Below are 19,640 nucleotides of genomic sequence, written 5' to 3'. Positions count from 1 at the left end.
GAAAAAAGAAGGGCGGGGAAGAACTCGCCCTCGCTTTCGAGTGCCCCGGGCCCGATGGTTATCGAGCCCGGGGCAGCTTCCGGTCAGGGAAGTCGTTACGGTTTCAGACCAAAGATCGCATCGATGGTCTGATTGGTCGCTGGAATCGTTATGCGAACCAGATATGTCGCAGCCGGATCAGGCAGCGACTTGCCTGCCAGGTTGTAAATGTACTGCTGCGCGATCGAGTCAAAACGCATCACGCCCGTGGTGTCAGCCGCGCTGGTCGAAAGCGGCTCGTTGGGGTCGCCGACCGGCGCATTGTTGGTATAGAGGTAGTAGCGGATCTGCGGCGTCAGGTTGCTGGGATACGATCCGTCGCAGTTCTGCAGCTTCACCTTCACCGGGATAGTGCTCTTGCTCTTAAAGATGCTGGAGCCATCCTGATTGATGGGAGGCAGCACGCCGCCGCCCACGATGGTGAAGTTGACGGTGACGGGGTTGTTGCTGTCCGAGCCCTGGCCGGTGTCGTCATCGGTCACCGTAACCGTTGCGTTGTACATCCCGGCCGATGCGTAGGTATGGGAGACGTTGATCGTCGTTCCCTTCGTGACCGCGCCGAGGGACTGCACGCCGGAGCCATCGCCCCAATCCACCGAAGCGGTGAAGGTATCCGTGCCCGGGTCGGTGAAGCTGAAGCTGAGCGTGGCGTTATTGGTGCCGCAGCTCACGGACGTAGACGTGAAGGCCGCGGTCACGTTCGGGGCCACGTTATTGACGGTGATGTTGCTGCTGTTGTTTCCGGAGTCGCCCTCGTCGTCGGTGACGGTTACGGTCGCGCTGTAGACGTCCGAAGACGTGCCGGTGGGGTTATCGTCGGCGTAGACGTGGCTGGCCGAGCAGGTCCCGGTCGTCGGGTTGCCGACCGTCTCACTCACAGTGCCGGCAACGCTGGAGCCGTCGCCGAAGTTGATGGTGCAGGTATGCGTGTCCGCTCCGGGGTCGCTGAAGCTGGCGGAAACGGTCACGTTGGTGCCTTCGTCCACCGAACTGCCGGGACTGAAGGTCGGCGCGTTGACGGACGGAGCCACGTTGTTCACGGCGACCACGGTGGAATCCGTGTCGACGCCACCGTCCCCGTCATCCACTTTCACGCCCACCGTGTACGTGCCGTTATCGGCGAACGTGCACGAGCCGGTGGCGCTCGACTGCGGCCCCACTTCGTAGACGCTGTCGTTGTTGCAGTCGAAGCTGTAGCTGAGCGGATCGGCAGCTCCGGCCGGGTCCGAAGCCGTCACGGTGATGTCCACTGGCGAGCCCTCATTCACGGGGCCGTTGTTGGAAACGTTCGTGATCTCCGGCGGCAGGTTGGCCACGTCCACCTGGAAGGTGGTGTTGCCGCTGTCGCCGTCCTTGTCTTCCACGGTCACGGTGACTGTGTACAGGCCATTGTCGGCGTAGGTGTGGGACTGTGAGCCCAGCGAACCCTGAGACGCCACGCTGAAGGTCGTGTCGGTTGAGCCATCACCCCAGTCCACGCTGACATCCCACGGCCCGTCGTTGACGCCGGCGTCGGAGAAGGAGCCGAGACTGAAGGACTTGCTCGTGGCTTCATCGGCCGTCTGGTCGGCAGGCGCGGTCACCACCGGCGCTGCGTTGTTCACCTGGACCGTGGTGGAATCCGTGGCCGAACCGCCGTCACCGTCGGTCACGCGGACGTTCACTGGGTAACTGCCGTTATCGGCATACGAGCAGGAGGCGGTGTTGCCGGACTGCGGCCCGATTTCGTAGGTGCTGTCGTTGTTGCAGTCGAATTCGTAGCTGAGCGGGTCGTTGACCCCGGCCGGGTCAGAAGCGGTCACGGTGATGGTGGCGCTGGAGCCTTCGGTGATGGGACCATCGTTGGTGACGCTGCTGATGGACGGGTTGAGGTTGTTGACGGTTGCCGTGGCAGTGTCGCTGCCGGACGCCGTTCCGTCGCTTACGCTGACCGTGATGGTGTAGCTGTTCGGGCCATCAGCGTAGGTATGGCTCGCCGAGCAGGTGCCGCTGGTAGAAGGCTGAGCCGGAGAAATCGTTCCGGCTTGAGGCCCGCCGCCGTCCCCAAAGTCGATCGTGCAGGTGTGGGACTGGCCGGCATCCGGGTCGCTCCAGCTCGCGCTGTAGTTGGTCGAGGTACCCTCGTCGAAAGACTGGTTGTTGGCGGTGACCGAGGGGGTGGAATTGCAATTCGTCACCTCGAACGTGTCGTCGTCTTCGAAGGTGGTGGCAGGCTTGTAAACCTTCAGCGTCCATGTGCCGCAAGTCGACGGGGCAAAGCTATCGATGGCATTGCCGTTCAGCGGGCCAAAGGTGGTCGTTCGCGTTGCCGATACAGCCCCCGGCGCCCACCACTCAATCTTGCCTGAAGCGTTGCTGCCTAGGCCCGTCGCCTTTGCGCAAACCGTAGTTCCGCTGGTGAAAGAGTCAGACGCCGTGGCGCAATCCGAGGCGAACGAGTTGATGTTGACAGCGTCTGTGAACGTCGTCTGTGCTTGGGATGCACCACTAGAGGCTGTCAAGTAAAACCGGACGCCGAAGTCGTGCTCCTCCGGGGCGAACTCGCTGTTTGCAATATTCCCAAAGGCATCTGCCACTGCCGTAAGCATGCGGTCGCCGTGGATGGGCGGCTCAACGGCTTCGTGCAAGAGCAACGTCACTGTCTCGCCCGGCTGCCATCCCGTGCCCGTGATGTGCACCGTCGTTCCCGGAGCGTAATCGCGCTCGTCCGTCTTCACCGTTGCAAACCCATACAGCTCGGAACTTTGCGAGCCGCTACCGCCGGCGACCAGGGCAATCCCGTCCTGCTTGAGCCCGCTGCCGGCAGCGCCCGAGCGCGCGGCGGACATCGCGCCGGTGGCGCTGACGCTTGCGGTCCAGGGGACATACAGCTCGGCGGATGAGAGATCAGAGCCGGCCGAGGAGCCGCCGGCAATCAGCACAGAATTGTTGCTAGGAAGAAGGATGGCGGTATGGCCGCTGCGTGGAACCGAAAGATTGGCGCCAGCGGAGAAACTGCCGTCGGCGGGGTTGTAGATTTCGGTGGAGGCGAGGTCAGCTTCGCCGTTATTACCGCCGGCGATGAGGACTTTGCCGTCGAGCAACGCGGTCACGCTCGCGCCGGAGCGCGGCGCGGACATCGAGGGGCCGGCAGAGACGCTGCCGGATTCGGGATCATAGATTTCGGATGAGGCCAAAGCGTTGGAGCCATCGGAGCCGCCGATAATCAGGACGCGGCCGTCGGGCAGGCGGGCGGCGCCGTGCGACTTGCGCGCGGCGGAAAGCGTGCCGGCGGAAGCGAAGCTGTTGGAGGCCGGGTCGTAGAGTTCAAGCGAGGAGAGCGGGCCGGAAGAGTTTTCGCCGCCGGCCAGCAGGATGCGTCCGTCGGCCAGCGCCGTGGCGCTGTGCCCGCTGCGGGCGTCGAGCATGACCACGCCCAGGTCGCTCCACGAGTTCGAGGCGGGGTCGAAGACCTGGACGGCGTTGGTCGCGCCGCCAGACGCCGTGGTTCCGCCGAAGACCAGCAGACGGCCGTCGTCGAGCGTGACGGCTGCGCCGCCGGTGCGGGCTTCCGCCATTTCGGCGCCGCTCTGGAAGGCGCCGGTCGAAACCTGGGGCAACGAGCCGCGCAGGAACACTCCGCAGGCCAGCACCAGAACGAATGTGATCGCGAAAAGCTTCGCGAAGCGTGTCATAAAAACCTCTTCCGGGACGCGTCGTCAGGCGACACGTCGCCGCAACTCAGGGGGCCCTGTTGACTGCCTCAGCAGCTTGAGAGAAGCGGGGCAGAACCGCTGGGGGACAAGCGCAACAATTTTCCCGTCCGTTCGGCCAACCGGACAATTGACCGAGAGTGCTATTCGGGTGGCACGAAGGTGCTAGGCGTTGCGGGCAAAGCCCGCAACGCCGCTCTCCGCCTTCCGCTGTCCGCTTTCGGCTTCGCTTGTCCCTTGCCCAATCCGCGTTCATCCGCGTCAATCCGAGGCGGAAGCTTCTGCTTGACGGAAAGCGGACGACGGAAAGCGGACGGCGGAAAGCGGACGGCGGAAAGCCTTCCCCGTCAATGCATTAAGCTAGGAGCCAGCAGCCAGTAGCTCGAACTGGGTACTGGCAACTGGGTCTGGCCACTGACTATGAAAACCGGAATCATCGGGTTACCGCAGGTGGGGAAGACGTCGCTGTTCAAGATCCTGACGCGGGCGCATCTGGAGGCGCACGCCAACCCGCGCGAGGCGCATCTGGGCGTGGCCAAAGTGCCGGACGAGCGCCTGGACCGGCTGGCCGCGCTGTATAAGCCGCGCAAGACGGTGCACGCTTCCGTCGAGTACGTGGACGTCGCGGCCATCGGCCAGGAGGCGCTGAAGGAGACCGCGTACCTCGGCACGCTGCGCACCGTGGACGCGCTGGCGCACGTGCTGCGCGCCTTCGACGATCCCACCATTCCGCACGTGGGGCCCATCGATCCGGCGCGCGATCTGAAGAACGTGGATTTCGATCTGATGGTCAGCGACCTGGGCCAGATCGAGAAGCGCCTGGAGCGATTGGAGAAAGACCTGAAGAAAAGCAAGTCGGCGGACCTGGAGCGCGAACACGAACTGCTGCTGCGCGCAAAGGCGCACCTGGAGAAAGAGCGTCCGCTGCGCGAGATGGAGATGACGCCGGAAGACAAGAAGCGCGTGCGCGGCTTCATGTTCCTGAGTGAGAAGCCGCTGCTGGCGGTGGTGAACGTGGGCGAGAGCGCCGACCTGGGCGGGGAACTGGAGCACGCGGCGGAAAAGTTCGGACTGGCGGAAGCGGCCAGGCATCCGCATACGTCGGTCACGGCGGTGTGCGGCAAGGTGGAAGCCGAACTGGCGGAGATGAGCGACGCCGAAGCCGCCGAGTTCCTGGCCAGCTATGGCCTCAAAGAAAGCGGCCTGGTACGGCTGATCCGCAAGACCTACGAACTGCTGGGACTGATCTCGTTCTTCACGGTGGGCGAGGACGAATGCCGCGCCTGGACGGTGGCCCGCGGCTCAAAGGCCGTGGAGGCGGCGGGCGTGATCCACTCCGACCTGGCCAAGCACTTCATCCGCGCCGAGACCGTGCGCTGGGACGACCTGCTGGCCGCCGGCTCCGAGGCCGGCGCCCGCGCCGCCGGAACGCTGCGGCTGGAAGGGAAGGACTACGAGGTGAGGGATGGAGACGTGGTGCATGTGAGGCACAGCGGATAAAGTAAAGTTCTCGGTTCTCAGTTCTCAGGAAGCAAGTTCTCAGTTCTCGGTTCCCAGTTTCTTGGGAACACAAAGACTACAAAGGAGGTCGCATGGGCCAATCGTACAGGGACCTCATTGCGTGGCAGAAGGCGATGTAACTTGTGACCGAGATCTATCGGGTGACCCGCAGCTTTCCAAAAGAAGAGATTTACGGTTTGACCAGCCAGATGCGGCGCGCCGCCGTGTCGGTGCCTAGCAATATCGCTGAGGGCCAGGCGCGGCACTCACAGAAAGAATTCAAAAGCTTCTTGAGTCACGCACGCGGTTCGCTGGTGGAGATCGAAACCCAGGTGCTGATTGCACAAAACCTGAACTATCTCACACAGAAGGACGCCGAGCCGCTCTTGTCGAGGGTCGCAGAGCTTGGCCGCATTTTGAACGGCCTCATCGGCGCCATCAAACTGAGAACTGAGAACTGCTCTTCTAGTGTCCCTTAAACACAAAATCCAAAAGGAACAGCAGTCCCACGCCGAGGAAGACGACCATGGCCATCTTGACGCCGGGTTCGCGGTTGACTTCAGGGAGGAGGTCGGTGGCGGCGACGTAGAGGGTGACGCCGGCGGCGAGCGGCAGCGCCGCCTGGATGGCGCCGCGCGCCAGCGCCATGGAGAACACGCCCGCAAGCGTCGCGGCGCCGAGCAGCGCTGAAGCTGTCCACGCCGTGCCCCGGCTGCGGCCGCTGGCCAGCATCACCGAGGCCACGGTGAATCCCTCCGGCACCTTGTGCAGGAAGACGGCCACGAAGATCACCCAGCCCAGCCAGGGCGAGACCAGAAACCCGGAGGCGATGGCGATCCCGTCGAAAAAGGCGTGGATCAGCAGTCCCAGCAACACCCGGTAGCTCTTGTGCGAGTGGATGAACTCGTCGGCGTGGGTCTCCTCACCGAAGTGGAAGTGGGGCGTGATGGTGTGCTCGAAGAAGTGCACCAGCAGGTAGCCCATCAGCACGAAGCCCAGGATGTTGCCGCCGCCCAGGTGCAGGCTTTCGGGGATCATCTCCACCAGCGCGGTGGCCAGCATGAATCCCGAGCCCAGCGCCACAAAGTACTTCAGGTAGCCGCGGCTCCAGTTGCGCTGCACGATCACCGCGCCGCCGAAGGCGTTGGCCGCCGCCGCCGTCAGCCCCAGCAGCACGCTCAGCAGGATGGGATCAAAGGGCATGGGGGAAACTTGTCGAGGATAGCAGAGGAGCGAGTTGCGAGTACCCGGCGGCACTTTTCCACAACCGAATTCGGTTCCGGGCTCCGCGAGCGGGTGTAGAATTTTCGTGTTACTGCACGTTCATTCCTTCGTCAACCCGCCCGCCGGTCGAGTTCCTGCGCGGGCCGCGTCCGACGGGCCCAGCGTCCCAAACGGGGAAAGGAGCACTTCTATGTTCGCTCGCATGGTTGAACTCACCCTGAAAAAGGACAAACTGAACGAACTGCGCGACCGGTTCGACAGCGAGATCCTGCCGCTGCTGCGCAGGCAGACAGGATTCACTGACGAGCTGGTGCTGCGCGCCGACGGCAATTCGGAACGCGTCGTGGCCATCAGCCTGTGGAACACGCGCGAGGATGCGGAGCGCTATCACCGCGAGCACTATCCCAAGATCGCGGACATCCTCAAGCCCCTGCTGGCTACCAACCCCACGCTCCAGACCTTCACCGTGGAAGTCTCCACACCTCACAAGATTTCCGCCAAAGCGGCGTAAACCGAAAAGGGCCCGGACCGTGGAAGAGCCGGGCCCTTGGTGTCTTCACAGGCGAAGCAGAGAGCGGAGCGCGTGAGTTCAGCGCGGTCCGGCGGCCAGGTCTTTCATCATCACCAGCGAGCCGTAGTCGCGGCCGGAGGGTTCGACGGCGCGCGCCACCACACCCTCGAAGGCATTGCGATATTCCGGGAAGCGCGCCAGGAAGGCGCGGCTGACGGCCAGGTTCTGCGCCCCGGCCTTGGCGGAGTCGGAGACGTCGGCCGCTTCGTACTTCAGCACCAGCAGCAGGCCCTGCTCGGCCGGCACGGGGAAAATGTGCGTGAGACGTACGCTGCGGCCGCCTACCGCCAGGCTCAGCGGCTGGTCGTAGGGAAGCTCGGCGGGACGCACCTGCTGCTGCTCGTCGTAAATGTTGTCCAGCAATTCGGTGCCGATGAAGGGCACGGGCGCAAGCAGATCGCGCGCCAGCAGATAGTAGAACCAGGCATTGCGGGGCTGGCCGGAAAGCTGAAAGGCGCGCGCCTTTTCCAGGAACCACTGCGCATCGTGACCCATCAGCGTGGAGGGCTTCAGGTAGAGGCCGGCGAGATTCCAGGGTTGCGCCAGGGCGACGTCGGGTGTGGCCATGGCGGGCGGCGGCTCCTGGCGCAGCACCAGCGAAAACGTGTGCGGGCCCGCGGGAGCCGTGAGGTCGAACAGCACCACCGCATAACGCCCGGGCTCGAGGTCCGTGAAAGTGAAGCCCAGCCAGCCCGGCGTGCGATAGACGCCGCAGTAGAAGCTCACGCGTGGCTGCGGCTGGTCGCCATCGGTTTCCAGCAGGTAGGCGGCGCGCAGTGTGGGCTGCGCTGTGGCCAGCAGTTCGCGGTGCGCACGGACGGCGTCGGCGATGGGCTGGAATCCGGCGGCCACGGCCGGAATGGCGGCCTGGCGAAGCGCTTCCGTGTCCGCGCGCGCGGCCGCTTCCCAATAACGACGCGCCGTGTTCTGGATGGCGTCGCGGGTGGCCGGGAACATCTCCTCCAGCGTCGTGCAGGTCTGCGCGCGCGCCCCCGGCGAAGCCAGCGCAGCCCAGAGCGCCAGAAAGAGATGAAAGCGAAGTCTCGACACGGCAGGCCCTATGCGCTCATGATATGCCAAGCTGCGACGGACGGGGCAACATCCAAGCGGTGTAGAATCCGGTGCGGCGCGGTAGCATGATGACGATGCGCGCAACCATCGCTGCAGTAACCCTGGCGGGAACCCTGGCGCTTCCGTTTGCGGCAGCCACGACTGCGCCCGCGAAGAAGCGCGCGCTGGCGCAGAAGAAGTCGCCGCCGGCCGCGGCGACCGAACCGGCGCCGGAGCAACGGCCGCTGCTGCCGCATGAGCTTCCGCCCGCGCCGCCGCAGGTGATCTACCGCGGCGGGCTGCTCTTCATCCGGGCCGAGAACTCCACTTTGAGCGACGTGCTGCAGGCCGTGGGTCGGGCGACCGGCGCGCGCGTCGAAGGTCCGATGAGCGCCGAGCGCGTCTCCGTGCGGCTGGGACCGGGAGCGCCGCGTCAGGTGCTGGCCGACCTGCTGACCGGGTCGAACTTCAACTACGTGATCGTCGGCTCCCCGGAGAACGTGCAGGCGGTCACCGCGGTCACGCTCACCGTGCGGAGCGGCCCGCCGACTCCGCCGTCCGCGACGCCACAGTACCGGCACCCGAACATCACCCAGGTGGAGCCGCAGGATCTGGATCAGGAGCCGCAGATCGAGCCCATTGTCGAACAGCCGGAGCCGGAACCCGAGCCGCCGGCAACCCAGCCCGGCGCGACCGGACAGCCCGAGAACACGCCCCAGCAACCCAAGTCTCCGCAGCAGCTCCTGCAGGAACTGCAGGAACGGCTCCAGAAACAGCGCGAAGAGCAGGAAAACAAGCCGGAGAACCAGCGCACAGAAGAGCCGCCGCAGCAGTAAGGCAGTCTTCCGTCGTCAGCTCTCAGTCGTCCGCTTGGTCGTCGCCACGCCTAGCGGCTTTGCCCCCGGACCTGATTCCGGAGACAGATAACCGACAACCGGCAACTGACAACTGGTGTTAATCCACCACGTGTCGCGCGGTGTAGCCTTCGCGGGCGATGATCTGGACTTTAACGTCCTTGTTCTTCTCGTTCTTCACCTTCAACGGGCCGCTGCCATCGGGCGCCACCAGCTCCACCTTGATCTTGCGATAGCTGCCGTCCAGCGCCCGGTTGGTGGGGTGGTAAGAGAGCGTGTACTGGTTGCGCGTGATGGCGGCGATCTCGCGGAAGATACCGGGGAACTCGCCCTCGAAGCGCGGCTTGTACCAGCGGCCGCCGGTCATTTCGGCGAAGTGGCGCATCTGGTTGTCGGCCTGCAGGAACTCCAGGCTGGTGATGGGACCGATCATGCCGTGCGATTCCGCCCACAGGCGCAGGGCTTCGCCGGTCGAGATGGTGAAGATGGTGACGTCGCGCGTCTCCCGGATCTTCTTCAGTGTGCGGTCGAGCGTGATCTTGCTGAAGGTATCGATGCCGCGGCTCACCAGGATGACGTACTTGCGTCCCTCGATGCCGTCGATGCGGTCGAGGGTGTCATAGAGCGCGTCAAAGACGTTGGTCTCGCTGAAGCCCGGCATGCGCAACTGGCCCAGCGCCCCGTAGATCGCGCCCTTGTTCTGCGTGAAGTCCACCATGATGCGGGGCTTCATGTCGAACGCGACCACGGCCACCCAATCCTGCGGCTTGAGCGTGCTGGCGAACTGGTAGGAGGCGTTGAGCGCGTCATAGACAAAATCGTAGTAAGTGGACGCGAACTCCACCACCAGCACCGCAGTGATGGGCGCTTCCGACTGGCCGAAATTCGTGATCTTCTGGGGGACGCCGTCCTCCAGCACGCGGAAGTGCTCTTTCTTCAGCCCGGGCACGAACTGGCCGTCCTTGGTGAGCACCAGCACGTCCACGTTCACCAGGGGCACGTCCACCCGCAGGGAGTAATCCGGCATATCGGAGGGACCGGGCCGCCGCGCCGGCTCGGGCGGCGGGGCTTCCTCCTTGCGCTTGGGCACTGCGATGGGACCCACCGGGGCGTTGGGACCGCCGGCCTCGTCGGGTTTCTGTTCCGCCTTCTTTTCCGCGGGCTTGGGCTCGTCCTGCGGAGGAGCAGCCGCCACCAGACCGGCGGCGGAGAACACCAGGACCAACATCAGCAGGAGCGCCGTCCACAGAGCACCGGACCGCGGCGGAAGGGAAGGTCGGTTCAAGCGGGCATCACCTCTCATCACAATCTGCTAGTATAGATGCACGTAAGGACGTTTTTGATAGCGGGTTTTGGCCTGTGCCCCTTCCCCTGGGCGCAGGGAGAGCCGGGGACGCAGGACGCAATGATACGAGCAGTGGCAGTACGCAGCTTTCTCTTCCTTCCCATCCTTCTGATTGTTTGCCTCGGCACCTCTCTGGCCGCCGCGCCGCCTACCCTTGCGGTCGATCAGGTGAAGCCGGGCATGCGCGGCGTCGCCTACACCGTGTTTGAGGGCACCCGGCCCGAAGCCATGGACGTGGAAGTGCTCGGGGTCTTGCGGAACGTCCTCGGGCCGCGCCGGGATGTGATCCTGGTGCGACTGGGAGGCGCCAAGGCCGAGCATACCGGCGTAGTGGCCGGCATGAGCGGCAGCCCGGTGTATATCGAGGGCAAGCTGGTGGGCGCGCTGGCCTACCGCATCGGTCTATTCGCCAAGGAGCCCATTGCCGGCGTCACTCCCATCGCCGACATGCTGGAGATCAACGAGCTGGACCGCAGAGAGCCCCCGGCGGCGGTGGCCTCTGCCGTAGCGGTGGAACGCGCGGCCGGCGAGGCCTCCAACGCCGGCTCCGAACCCCATCTCGAAGCCTACCGGCAGGAGTTGCGTCCCATCGAGACGCCGCTGGTGTTCGCCGGCTTCAGTGAGGAAGCCGTGGAGCGTTTCGCCCCGCAGTTCGCCTCCAGCGGTATCGTGCCCGTGTTGGGCGCAGGTGCCGCCAGCGGCGCTGCGCAGCCGGAGCCGTTCGAGCCCGGCTCCATGGTGGGCGCCGTCTATGTGCGCGGCGACATGAACATCACCGCCGCCTGCACCGTGACCTACGTGGATGCCGACCGGCTGCTGGCCTGCGGCCATCCCATTTCCCAGTTCGGCCAGGTGGACATGCCCATGAGCAAGGCGGAAGTCCTGACCACGCTGGCCTCGCCCTTCAACTCCTTCAAGATCGTCAACGCCACCGAACCCGCCGGGGCCTTCGTGCAGGATCGCCAGGCGGGCATCCTGGGACGCTTCGACCGTGCTCCGGAGATGATCCCCGTCTCGGTCAAGCTGGATGCCGGCGGCCGCGCCCGCGACTTCCATTTCGAGGTGCTCAACAATCCCCGCATCACGCCCCTGGCCATCATGGTGACGGTTTACAACGCCTTGCGCGCCGACAACCAGTACGGCGAGGAAGTCACCTTCCGCATGCGCGGCGCTATCCGCGTGAACGGCTATCCCGACGTCGTGCTGAAGGACATGTACGCGCCGCCCGAGGCCAACGTGCCCACCGCCTTCCAGGTGGCCCTGGCACTGGGGAGCCGTTTCTCGCGTATCTTCGGCAATCCCTACGCGCGGCCTCAGGTGGCGGGCGTGGATCTCGCCTTCGACGTGCTGCCGGAGCGGCGCTGGGCGCGGCTGGAGAGCGCGCGCACCGATGTGACCGAAGCTCGACCCGGCGACACCATCGTCATCGAAGCGGCGCTGCGCCCCTATCGCGGCGAGCGCATCCTGCGCCAGGTGCCGGTGCGCATTCCCGCCTCCGCGCCTAGGGGAACCCTGCGCATCCTGGTGAGCGACGGCGATACCCTCGACGGCATGCGACGCATGACCCTGCCCTTCGGGCGCCAGCTCGAACTGGGCTCCACCATCGCGCTCCTCAACAAGGAGCGCGTCAACGACCGCCTCTACGTTGCCCTCCTGCAGGCCAATCCCCAGGCGCTGGTGGAGGACAAGGTGATGCCCTCGCTGCCGCTTTCCGTCATCAATGTGATGGACGGGCAGCGCGGCACGCGCGAAGTGGTGGTGCTGGGCGAATCCGCGGTGGATGAAAACTCCACTCCACTCGACTACGTCGTGGTCGGCGCGCAGGTGCTCAGCATCAACATCAAGTAAGCAGTCCGTGCTTCGCATCGGCTGTGCACCGCTGGATCCGTGATCATCCGCTGTCAGGTAGACTGACCTTTATGCTCATCCATTCACGTTCACGATCCGCTCACTTTCGTTGGGCTACGTCCCTTCGCCTCTCGGCCGCTTTCCTGCTTGTGGCGGGTTCGGCAGGCGTCGCCTTCGCCGGCGGCACGCGTACCTGGCAGCAGTCCCGCGCCGAAGAGTTCGCCAAGGGCACGGCCCGGGGCGTGGCCATCACCAGCGACGGCAGCTTGCTGCCCGCGCCTGCGTTCGATGCCGTGGCCACTTCGCCTTCCACCTATCTGTGGGCGGTGGCGTCCGACGGCAAAGGCAACGTGTACGCCGCCGCGGGAGCGCCCGCGCGCGTCTATTGTGTTTCCTCCGAAGGCAAGCTCTCGGTCGTCTTCAAGCCGCAGGAATTGCAGGTGCAGGCGCTGGCCGTGGACAAGTCCGGCCGTGTCTACGCCGCCACCAGCCCCGACGGCAAGGTCTATCGCATCGAGCGCAAGTCCGGTGCGAAGCCGGCGGAAGCCGTTCGCGCTGAGCCCGGCGCCGAGGCTCCGCTCGACCCTGACTATTCCTCCAGCGAGTTCTTCGATCCCAAGACCAAGTACATCTGGGACCTTGCTTTCGACGCCGAAGGCCGTCTTTACGTGGCCACCGGCGACCGCGGCGAGATTTTCCGCGTCTCTCCCGACGGCCAGGGCTCGGTCTTCTTCAAGAGCGACGAAGCGCACATCCGTGCGCTGGCCTTCGACCGCAAGGGCAACCTCATCGCCGGCTCGGACGGCAGCGGGCTCATCTACCGCATCTCGCCCGCCGGCGCAGGCTTTGTGCTGTTCAGCGCCCGCAAGAAGGAGATCACCGCGTTGGCAGTCGACGCAGAAGGCAACATCTATGCCGCCGGGCTGGGCGAAAAGCGGGTCACGCCCATGATGCCGCAGCCGGTCCCGCAGCCGGTCGTGCCGGCGGCGTCACCCGCCCAGCCCACGCCCGGCATCACCGTGCAGGTCACCACGCAACCGCAGGCGCCGCCACCCGTGGCTTTGCCTCCGGCGCTGGGAGTTCAGGGCGGCTCCGACGTCTACCGCATCGCTGTCGACGGCTCGCCCCGCATCCTCTGGAGCTCGCCGCAGCACGTCGTTTACACTTTGGCCTTCGATCGCCAGGGACGCCTGCTCGCCGGCACCGGGAACGAAGCCCGCATCTTCGGCATCGCCAGCGACGGCTCCTACACCGACCTGGTCAAGGCCAGCGCCACCCAGGTCACCGGTTTCGCGCCCCTGCCTGACGGCACCCTCTACGCCGCCACCAGCAATCTGGGCAAGCTGTTCCGCCTGGGCACGGTCCCGGCAGCGGAATCCACCTTCGAGAGCGAGGTCCTGGATGCCCGCAACTTCTCGCGCTGGGGACGCGCCGAAGCCCGCGGCAGCGGCAGCTTCGAGCTCTGGGCGCGCAGCGGCAACGTCGATAATCCCGACCGCAACTGGAGCCCGTGGAAGAAAGTGAGCGTCACCGGCCTGGTGGACGCTCCGCCCGCCCGCTTCCTGCAATGGAAGCTGGTGCTGCACGCCGCGCCTGCCCCTGCCCGCGTCGAGAGCGTCACCGTCTTCTACCGGCCCACCAACGTCGCGCCCCAGGTGGAAGAGGTCGCGGTACAGGCGGGCGCGCGCTTCCAGGCGGTGCCCAAGCCGCCTGCCGATTCGCAACCCGTACAGTTAGGCGCGCCTCCGCCCGCACCGGCCCAGCCCCGCTTCGAGCCCCCGCCTCCGCCCGCGCAACGCGATCGCGGCTCCGTGGCGGCGCGCTGGAAGGCCTCCGATGATAACGACGACGACCTGGAATTCACTCTCTACTACCGCGGCGACGGCGAGTCCCGCTGGAAGCTCCTCGACGAGAAGCTCTCCGACAAGGTCTACTCCTGGGAGGCGGGGCGGCTTCCCGACGGTGGCTATCAACTGAAGGTCGTCGCCTGCGATGGTCCCTCGAACTCCCCCCAGGAAGCTCTCTGCGGCGAAAAAGAGAGCCCGCGCTTCGAGCTCGACACGACTCCGCCCCGCATCGAGGACCTCAAGTCCGCGCCCGAAGCCGGCCACGCCCGCGTCACCTTCCTCGCCACCGACACTTTCTCGCCCATCCTGCGCGCCGAGTATTCGCTGGACGGCGGCGACTGGAAGCGCATCGAGCCCGCCGACGGCATCGCCGACTCCATCAGCGAAAGTTTCGACGTCAGTATCCCTGTCAGTGCCGGGGAAGAGCACACCATCGTCGTCCGTGCCTACGACAAGTTCGAGAACGCCGGTTCGGCCAGGGTCGTCGTCCGGTAGCCCCCGGAGGATTGGCATCCTGAGCGAACGCCCCGCCTGCGGTTGGCGCGGTCGTCCGCTGCGGCGGACGAGTCGAAGGACCTTTGGGTTGCTTTTCCAATTACCAAATTACCCAGTGACCAAATCACCAAATGCATTACACTCCCGCCGATGCACCGTTTCTTCGACACCGTCGCCTGGCTCCTCGTCTCCTGGTACGCGACCATTCCCTCCTTCTGGCTCATCATCCATCCTTTCCCGGAGTTCTGGCGGCGCGTGCGTTCGCCCTACCGCGTCATTCTTCCCCTTTGGTTATTGATGATCGCCGCCGCGGCCTTCGCCACCCGGCCATGGCGCCATGTGCATCTGTATGACACGCCGTATTCCTGGGCGCTGTTCGTTCCCTTCGCCGCCACGGCCATCTTTTTCTACCGCGGCTCGCGCCGGCATATCAGCGGGCCGCAGGTGATGGGCCGGCCGGAGGTGGAAGCCGCGAAGCACGAACAGAAGCTGGTCACTACCGGCATGCACGGCCGGGTGCGCCATCCGCTCTACGTCGGCCACATGCTCATGATGTTCGGCTGGAGCGCCGGCTCCGGGCTCGTCGTCTGCTATGCGCTCACCGCCTTTGCCCTCCTCACCGGCGCCATCATGATTCCCTTGGAGGAAAAGGAACTGGAGCGCCGCTTCGGCGAGCAGTATCGCGAGTATAAGAAAAAGGTGCCCATGCTGATTCCCAAGGCTTCTTCAAGCTAGAAGCTAGGAGCTAGAAGCTCGAAGCCCGATGTCCATCGAACTCCTCATCGCCGCCCGCTACCTGCGCGCCAAACGGCGCCAGGTTGAGGCGTTTGCGCGGCGTCGGAGCCGCGCGCCGAAATCCCGAGCGCAGCGAGGGACCTTCGACGAGACGGCCACATGAGAATCGAGCTATTCATCGCTTCGAGATACCTGCGCGCCAAACGCAGGCAGGCCGTCATCTCGGTCATCACCGCCATCTCGGTGGTGGGAGTGGCGGCGGGCGTGGCTTCGCTCATCATCGCGCTGGCCATCAACAACGGATTCCGCCAGGACCTGCAACAGCGCCTGCTGGGCGCTTCCGCGCACGTGAGCCTGCTGCGCGCCGAAGCCGACGGCATCCGCGACTGGCGCGAACTCGCCGCCCGCCTGGAGAAGCAGCCCGGCGTCCTCGCCGCGGCTCCGGCCATCTACGAGCAGGTGCTGGTGTCGCGCGGCGCACGCGCCAAGGGCGTGGTGCTCAAAGGCGTCGTTCCGGAGAAAGAACGAAAAGTCAGCGACCTGCTGGCGGCGGTGAAGTTCGGCTCGGCGGAGGAACTCAGCTCACGGCCCGCCGGACGCGAAGCCGGCGAAGAGCTCCCCGATCCGCTCGATCGCCGCCACGCGCCCATCGTCCTGGGCAAGGGTCTGGCCGACGAACTGGGCGCCACCGTGGGCTCGGTGGTGCTGGTCACCAGCCCGCAGGGCGAGCTGACGCCGTTCGGCATCGTGCCCAAGTACGTCCGCTTCCGCGTGGTGGGCATCTTCGACTCCGGCTTCTACGACTACGACCACGCCTGGGCGTTCACCGGCCTGGAGTACGCGCAGCGCCTCTTTGGCCTGGGCGACGTGGCCAGCGTCATCGAGTTCCGCGTGGCCTCGGACGATCTCGATCGCGCCGACGAAATTGGCCGCCGGCTCGAGCCCGTCGCCGGTCCCGGCTACGTCTCCACCAACTGGATGGAGCAGAACCGCGCCCTGTTCCGCGCCCTGCGCCTGGAGCGCGTCGTGACCTTCATCACCATCGGGCTCATCGTGCTGGTGGCCGCGCTCAACATCCTCATCTCGCTCATCATGATGGTCATGGAAAAGACCCGCGACATCGCCGTGCTGATGTCCATGGGCGCGCGGCGGGCCCAGGTGCGCCGCATCTTCATCGCCCAGGGCGTGATGATCGGCGTGGTCGGCACCGCCCTGGGCCTGATTGCCGGATACGCGCTCTCCTGGGCCGGCGGCCACTACCGATGGATTTCGCTCTCGCCCGAGATCTATTCCATTGACTACGTCCCCTTCGCTCCGCGCCTGCTGGATGGCGTGGTCGTCGCCCTGGTCGCCATCGGCATCTCGTTCATCGCGACTCTTTATCCCTCGTGGTCGGCGGCGCGGGTGCTGCCCGCGGAGGCGCTGAGGTACGAGTGAACTGTGAACTACGAACTGCGGATAATGAACTTTGAACTTGCGAACTCTGAACTGCGATCTATGAACTATGAACTGCGAACTACGAACCAGTGAACATCCGCTTTCCGACACCCGAGACCTAGGATCTGCTCTTCTCGCAAGCAGCGGTGATCTGCATGGCGTAGATGAGCAGTTGCGCCTGGCGCAGCGAGACCCGGCCTTCGGAGACCAGGCGGTAGGTTTCGGCGAGCATCACCTCGAGGGGGCGCTCGGCGTGGAAGGCGGGGAGCCAGCGGCCGTCGCGAGCCAGCTTGCGGATGCGGGGCGCCTGCCGTCCGTGAGCTTGGCGTAGGTTGCGCGGCAGGTCGAGCTCAGCCTGCGCCTGAGTGAGAGTGATGCCTGCCACGTTGCGGAGAGTAGGGCAGGTTCAGAAGGAAAACAATTGTGTGCGGAAAGCGCACAGGTTAAGGACGTAACGACGGAGGTAGACAAAAGTCAGGTGCGGTCGAGACGCCCCATTCGGGATACTCAGCCGCTTGCCACGATAGACTTCAGCTAGCGTGGTGAACCCTAAATCAGATCCCGAGGGGTTCTTCTGAACCGGAAGTACTTGGAAGTTACCGTCTTATTGTCCGGGTCGACTCTAATTCCATACTCTCGCCAGAAGTCAGAAAAGAAGCAATCAGAGCCACCCGGTTTGCGGGTTAGATCACACACTATCCCGTTCCGGCTAAGAACCTCTCTGGCTTCGGATTGGCTCATGCCCATTTGTACAGCGGCAAAGACACTGAAGCGCGAAAGGTCGCGCCAGCACTGCAAAACTGGTCCGAGGCTCAGGATTAGGAAAACGAGGACTGTTGTGACAGCCGTTCGAATCGAAAGCAGCCGCGACCGATCTGCCAGCGGTGAGTGACTTCTCATCATTGAACGCTTCTACCTCCCCCCCACCACTTTTGAGGCTACCCGACTATTGGACGCATCGAATTCAATCACACACATCCGATCTCTACGGGATACCTGAATTCGACCGTCAATCGTCAAGAGCTCCTCGGGGGGAGTGGAACCCGCAATCGTGCTTAGAACCTCTGAACGGGACGCACCAACGGGTATCTGATCGCACTGCTCCTGCGCTGTAGGGCTAGCGATGTAGTATGACCAAAGCGGTAGGACCAGGAGAAAACGCAACGCCAGCGCGAACAGGAAGCCGACCAAGAGTCCCGCCAGTACCTCGCTCCGCCATCCGCCTCTGTCTCGCATGTGAACTACCTCGCCAGCTTCGGAGCTTCGACTCGGACCGTACTCTGTTGGGCATCGTTCAAGAATCTACCCACACAAACGAGAACGCTTGGGTCGCACATGAGATTGAAAGGATTGAGAGTGTGGTCGAGCTGAAACACATGGCCGATTTCATGGTCAAGCGCATTGTCCGCATCACTTGACGCCACCACCACGTTCGACTTCCTAAGTGAATAGTTGCAGCAACTCGTGGTCGGGAAGTGCAGCGTAATGAGAGCATCATTGCTTCCAAGCACGCTGTTGATGAAGACTGCGTCGATACCCTTTCTATCTGTGAATTTCTCGAACACGCGCAGCGACTGCTGCCAACGGAAGACCGTATCAGTCGAGAGGTTGAGAATGTTCTCGTCATCCGTGTCGAGACAGTTCCCAGGATTTATCAGACATTGGTCGATGGGTCGGACGACGCCGTCCCAATCCAGTCTGACTCCCTGCCACGACCAATAACGAACTGCCGTATCTGCAAGCTGCAAGATATGCTCCACCAGAGCGGGTGCTTGCGTTACGCGATGAACTCGCAATTCTACTCGGGCTGGTGGCGCATTCTGCTTTTGCTGATTTCCGGACATTGCCGCCCAGTTAGGACCTATCCAGCAAGGCATGGTTGGGTCGCCCTGGGGATGACATTCGCTTGCAATCAGGGCGAGGCCGCCGACCGAGCCGCCGCCGCTCCAGAGGTCTCCACCCAGGAAAGTTGAGGCATAAGTCGATGTCTCACCGACGAAGTCGCTCGCCGAGCCGACAGTATCGTACCGAACGAGTGACAATGCATTCTCTGCAACTAACGTCCCGTCACCCAACGCGAGCGTAAGGTTTACGGCGTCCGGCCGCCACAAAGTCGACCCCGTCTGAAGATTCACGGCAGTTACGCCGCCGAACACCCCGGCCGCGAACACTGTCTCGCTCTCACCCATGAGCATCTGGTCCACCGAACTCAGAGGCGTACTGTATTGGACACCGTTCGAACGGTAAATGGGGTTGCTCCCGTTGGGCCTGACCACCGAGACCAGCACTCCGCCCACGCCGTCCGGGATGATCGCATTCCGCACACTGAACTTCGGCATCGCCGCGTTCCAGTTCGTGCCGCTGCCGCCCGTGGAGTCAAGCTGGATCGTGGATACGGTCCCGCCGGAGTCTACGGACAACAGATACAGCGTTGAACTGTACGTGTAGGAAGTCCCGCTGCCGTCCCACGGCACCGCATTGCCGTCGTTGTCCACCTGCGGCGTGCAGGAGACGCTGCGGTTGGTCACATTGGCCACTACCGGCACCCACAGCAGGCCGTCGTCGTCGATCACCATTCCCCCGATGCGGCTCACCAGGTTGGTGGTACCCGAGTTCTGCGGGTCGCAGATGGTGTAGGTCTGGCCGGTCGGCGTGGAAGGCAGGGAGCCAGCGGCCGTCGCGAGCCAGCTTGCGGATGCGGGGCGCCTGGCGTCCGTGGAAGAAACACAGACGCTTGCCGCGCATTGCGGGGGACCCGCATCGCTTTCCATCGGTCTTCATGTAGCTACATTGAGGAATCGCGTTCATAGCTTTCGTTGTTGCTCCTTGGCGAGGGATTTCGGCGCTGCGGGGGCCCTGGGGAGTCGTTTCTTCGGTCCGCAACAACGCTCCGCTGTTGCGGGACAGCGCCTTCCGTCGGTTTTGATGTGCTGGCAGATCGGTATGGTCACGGTGTACCCTCCCCCTCCCCCCTGGTCCAATGGAATCATTGGTTTGCGACAC

15 protein-coding genes are annotated in these 19,640 nt (G+C 64.3%); 9 read left to right on the top strand and 6 right to left on the bottom strand.

Features of this window, described 5'->3' with window-relative positions:
- Positions 1-95: 95 nt before the first annotated feature.
- A complete protein-coding gene (locus VNK82_02970) occupies positions 96-3,713 on the bottom strand; it encodes a PKD domain-containing protein (protein ID HXE89903.1) in 3,618 nt (1,205 codons plus the stop codon).
- Between the two features lie 438 nt (positions 3,714-4,151).
- Here VNK82_02970 and ychF point away from each other — a divergent pair, with 438 nt between their 5' ends.
- Complete coding sequence (gene ychF, locus VNK82_02965) at positions 4,152-5,231, top strand: redox-regulated ATPase YchF (protein HXE89902.1); 1,080 nt, start codon at positions 4,152-4,154, stop codon at positions 5,229-5,231.
- 143 nt (positions 5,232-5,374) lie between these two features.
- The gene (locus tag VNK82_02960; protein HXE89901.1) at positions 5,375-5,710 is read left to right on the top strand and encodes a four helix bundle protein; all 336 of its coding nucleotides are present in this window, start codon (positions 5,375-5,377) and stop codon (positions 5,708-5,710) included.
- On the opposite strand, the gene VNK82_02955 is transcribed toward VNK82_02960, so the two are convergent.
- The gene (locus VNK82_02955; GenBank protein ID HXE89900.1) at positions 5,697-6,434 is read right to left on the bottom strand and encodes a ZIP family metal transporter; all 738 of its coding nucleotides are present in this window, start codon (positions 6,432-6,434) and stop codon (positions 5,697-5,699) included. The genes VNK82_02960 and VNK82_02955 overlap by 14 nt on opposite strands.
- Positions 6,435-6,645: 211 nt before the next feature.
- Between VNK82_02955 and VNK82_02950 the strand changes: the two genes are divergently transcribed.
- Positions 6,646-6,966, top strand: coding sequence for an antibiotic biosynthesis monooxygenase (locus VNK82_02950; protein ID HXE89899.1), 321 nt, complete (start codon positions 6,646-6,648; stop codon positions 6,964-6,966).
- A 78-nt stretch (positions 6,967-7,044) separates the two neighbouring features.
- Here the strand turns inward: VNK82_02950 and VNK82_02945 are convergent, their stop codons facing one another.
- Positions 7,045-8,076, bottom strand: a complete 1,032-nt coding sequence (locus VNK82_02945; GenBank protein HXE89898.1) for a hypothetical protein — start codon at positions 8,074-8,076, stop codon at positions 7,045-7,047.
- Positions 8,077-8,171: 95 nt separating this feature from the next.
- Between VNK82_02945 and VNK82_02940 the strand changes: the two genes are divergently transcribed.
- Positions 8,172-8,912: a hypothetical protein gene (locus VNK82_02940; GenBank protein HXE89897.1), complete on the top strand. Its 741-nt coding sequence runs from the start codon at positions 8,172-8,174 to the stop codon at positions 8,910-8,912.
- Positions 8,913-9,030: 118 nt separating this feature from the next.
- Here the strand turns inward: VNK82_02940 and VNK82_02935 are convergent, their stop codons facing one another.
- A complete protein-coding gene (locus tag VNK82_02935; GenBank protein HXE89896.1) occupies positions 9,031-10,215 on the bottom strand; it encodes a VWA domain-containing protein in 1,185 nt (394 codons plus the stop codon).
- 120 nt (positions 10,216-10,335) lie between these two features.
- On the opposite strand from VNK82_02935, the gene VNK82_02930 reads away from it, so the two are divergent.
- The 5 genes from VNK82_02930 (at position 10,336) to VNK82_02910 (ending at position 16,637) form a co-directional block, all read left to right on the top strand.
- A complete protein-coding gene (locus VNK82_02930; protein ID HXE89895.1) occupies positions 10,336-12,123 on the top strand; it encodes a hypothetical protein in 1,788 nt (595 codons plus the stop codon).
- 149 nt (positions 12,124-12,272) lie between these two features.
- Positions 12,273-14,465, top strand: coding sequence for a hypothetical protein (locus tag VNK82_02925; GenBank protein ID HXE89894.1), 2,193 nt, complete (start codon positions 12,273-12,275; stop codon positions 14,463-14,465).
- A 150-nt stretch (positions 14,466-14,615) separates the two neighbouring features.
- Positions 14,616-15,200 carry an isoprenylcysteine carboxylmethyltransferase family protein gene (locus tag VNK82_02920; protein HXE89893.1) on the top strand — a complete coding sequence of 195 codons (585 nt, stop codon included), beginning with the start codon at positions 14,616-14,618 and terminating at the stop codon, positions 15,198-15,200.
- 28 nt (positions 15,201-15,228) lie between these two features.
- Positions 15,229-15,363: a hypothetical protein gene (locus tag VNK82_02915; GenBank protein HXE89892.1), complete on the top strand. Its 135-nt coding sequence runs from the start codon at positions 15,229-15,231 to the stop codon at positions 15,361-15,363.
- Positions 15,360-16,637 carry an FtsX-like permease family protein gene (locus VNK82_02910; GenBank protein ID HXE89891.1) on the top strand — a complete coding sequence of 426 codons (1,278 nt, stop codon included), beginning with the start codon at positions 15,360-15,362 and terminating at the stop codon, positions 16,635-16,637. The genes VNK82_02915 and VNK82_02910 overlap by 4 nt, the downstream gene beginning before the upstream one ends.
- A gap of 118 nt (positions 16,638-16,755) precedes the next feature.
- Here the strand turns inward: VNK82_02910 and VNK82_02905 are convergent, their stop codons facing one another.
- Positions 16,756-17,022, bottom strand: a complete 267-nt coding sequence (locus VNK82_02905) for a hypothetical protein (GenBank protein HXE89890.1) — start codon at positions 17,020-17,022, stop codon at positions 16,756-16,758.
- 856 nt (positions 17,023-17,878) lie between these two features.
- The gene (locus tag VNK82_02900; protein ID HXE89889.1) at positions 17,879-19,408 is read right to left on the bottom strand and encodes a hypothetical protein; all 1,530 of its coding nucleotides are present in this window, start codon (positions 19,406-19,408) and stop codon (positions 17,879-17,881) included.
- Positions 19,409-19,640: the final 232 nt, after the last annotated feature.

Source organism: Terriglobales bacterium, assembly GCA_035573675.1.
In the GTDB taxonomy this organism is placed as follows: Bacteria; Acidobacteriota; Terriglobia; order Terriglobales; family Acidobacteriaceae; genus DATMAB01.
The sequence above is the reverse complement of the archived record's forward strand: the minus strand, read 5'-3'. Positions and strand labels throughout refer to the sequence as shown.

What these genes read in the sequence shown, in the direction of transcription:
- VNK82_02970 (HXE89903.1), bottom strand. Translation starts at nt 3,713, where the DNA reads ATGACACGCTTCGCGAAGCTTTTCGCGATCACATTCGTTCTGGTGCTG.
- ychF (HXE89902.1), top strand. Translation starts at nt 4,152, where the DNA reads ATGAAAACCGGAATCATCGGGTTACCGCAGGTGGGGAAGACGTCGCTG.
- VNK82_02955 (HXE89900.1), bottom strand. Translation starts at nt 6,434, where the DNA reads ATGCCCTTTGATCCCATCCTGCTGAGCGTGCTGCTGGGGCTGACGGCG.
- VNK82_02950 (HXE89899.1), top strand. Translation starts at nt 6,646, where the DNA reads ATGTTCGCTCGCATGGTTGAACTCACCCTGAAAAAGGACAAACTGAAC.
- VNK82_02940 (HXE89897.1), top strand. Translation starts at nt 8,172, where the DNA reads ATGCGCGCAACCATCGCTGCAGTAACCCTGGCGGGAACCCTGGCGCTT.
- VNK82_02930 (HXE89895.1), top strand. Translation starts at nt 10,336, where the DNA reads ATGATACGAGCAGTGGCAGTACGCAGCTTTCTCTTCCTTCCCATCCTT.
- VNK82_02920 (HXE89893.1), top strand. Translation starts at nt 14,616, where the DNA reads ATGCACCGTTTCTTCGACACCGTCGCCTGGCTCCTCGTCTCCTGGTAC.
- VNK82_02915 (HXE89892.1), top strand. Translation starts at nt 15,229, where the DNA reads ATGTCCATCGAACTCCTCATCGCCGCCCGCTACCTGCGCGCCAAACGG.
- VNK82_02910 (HXE89891.1), top strand. Translation starts at nt 15,360, where the DNA reads ATGAGAATCGAGCTATTCATCGCTTCGAGATACCTGCGCGCCAAACGC.
- VNK82_02900 (HXE89889.1), bottom strand. Translation starts at nt 19,408, where the DNA reads ATGGAAAGCGATGCGGGTCCCCCGCAATGCGCGGCAAGCGTCTGTGTT.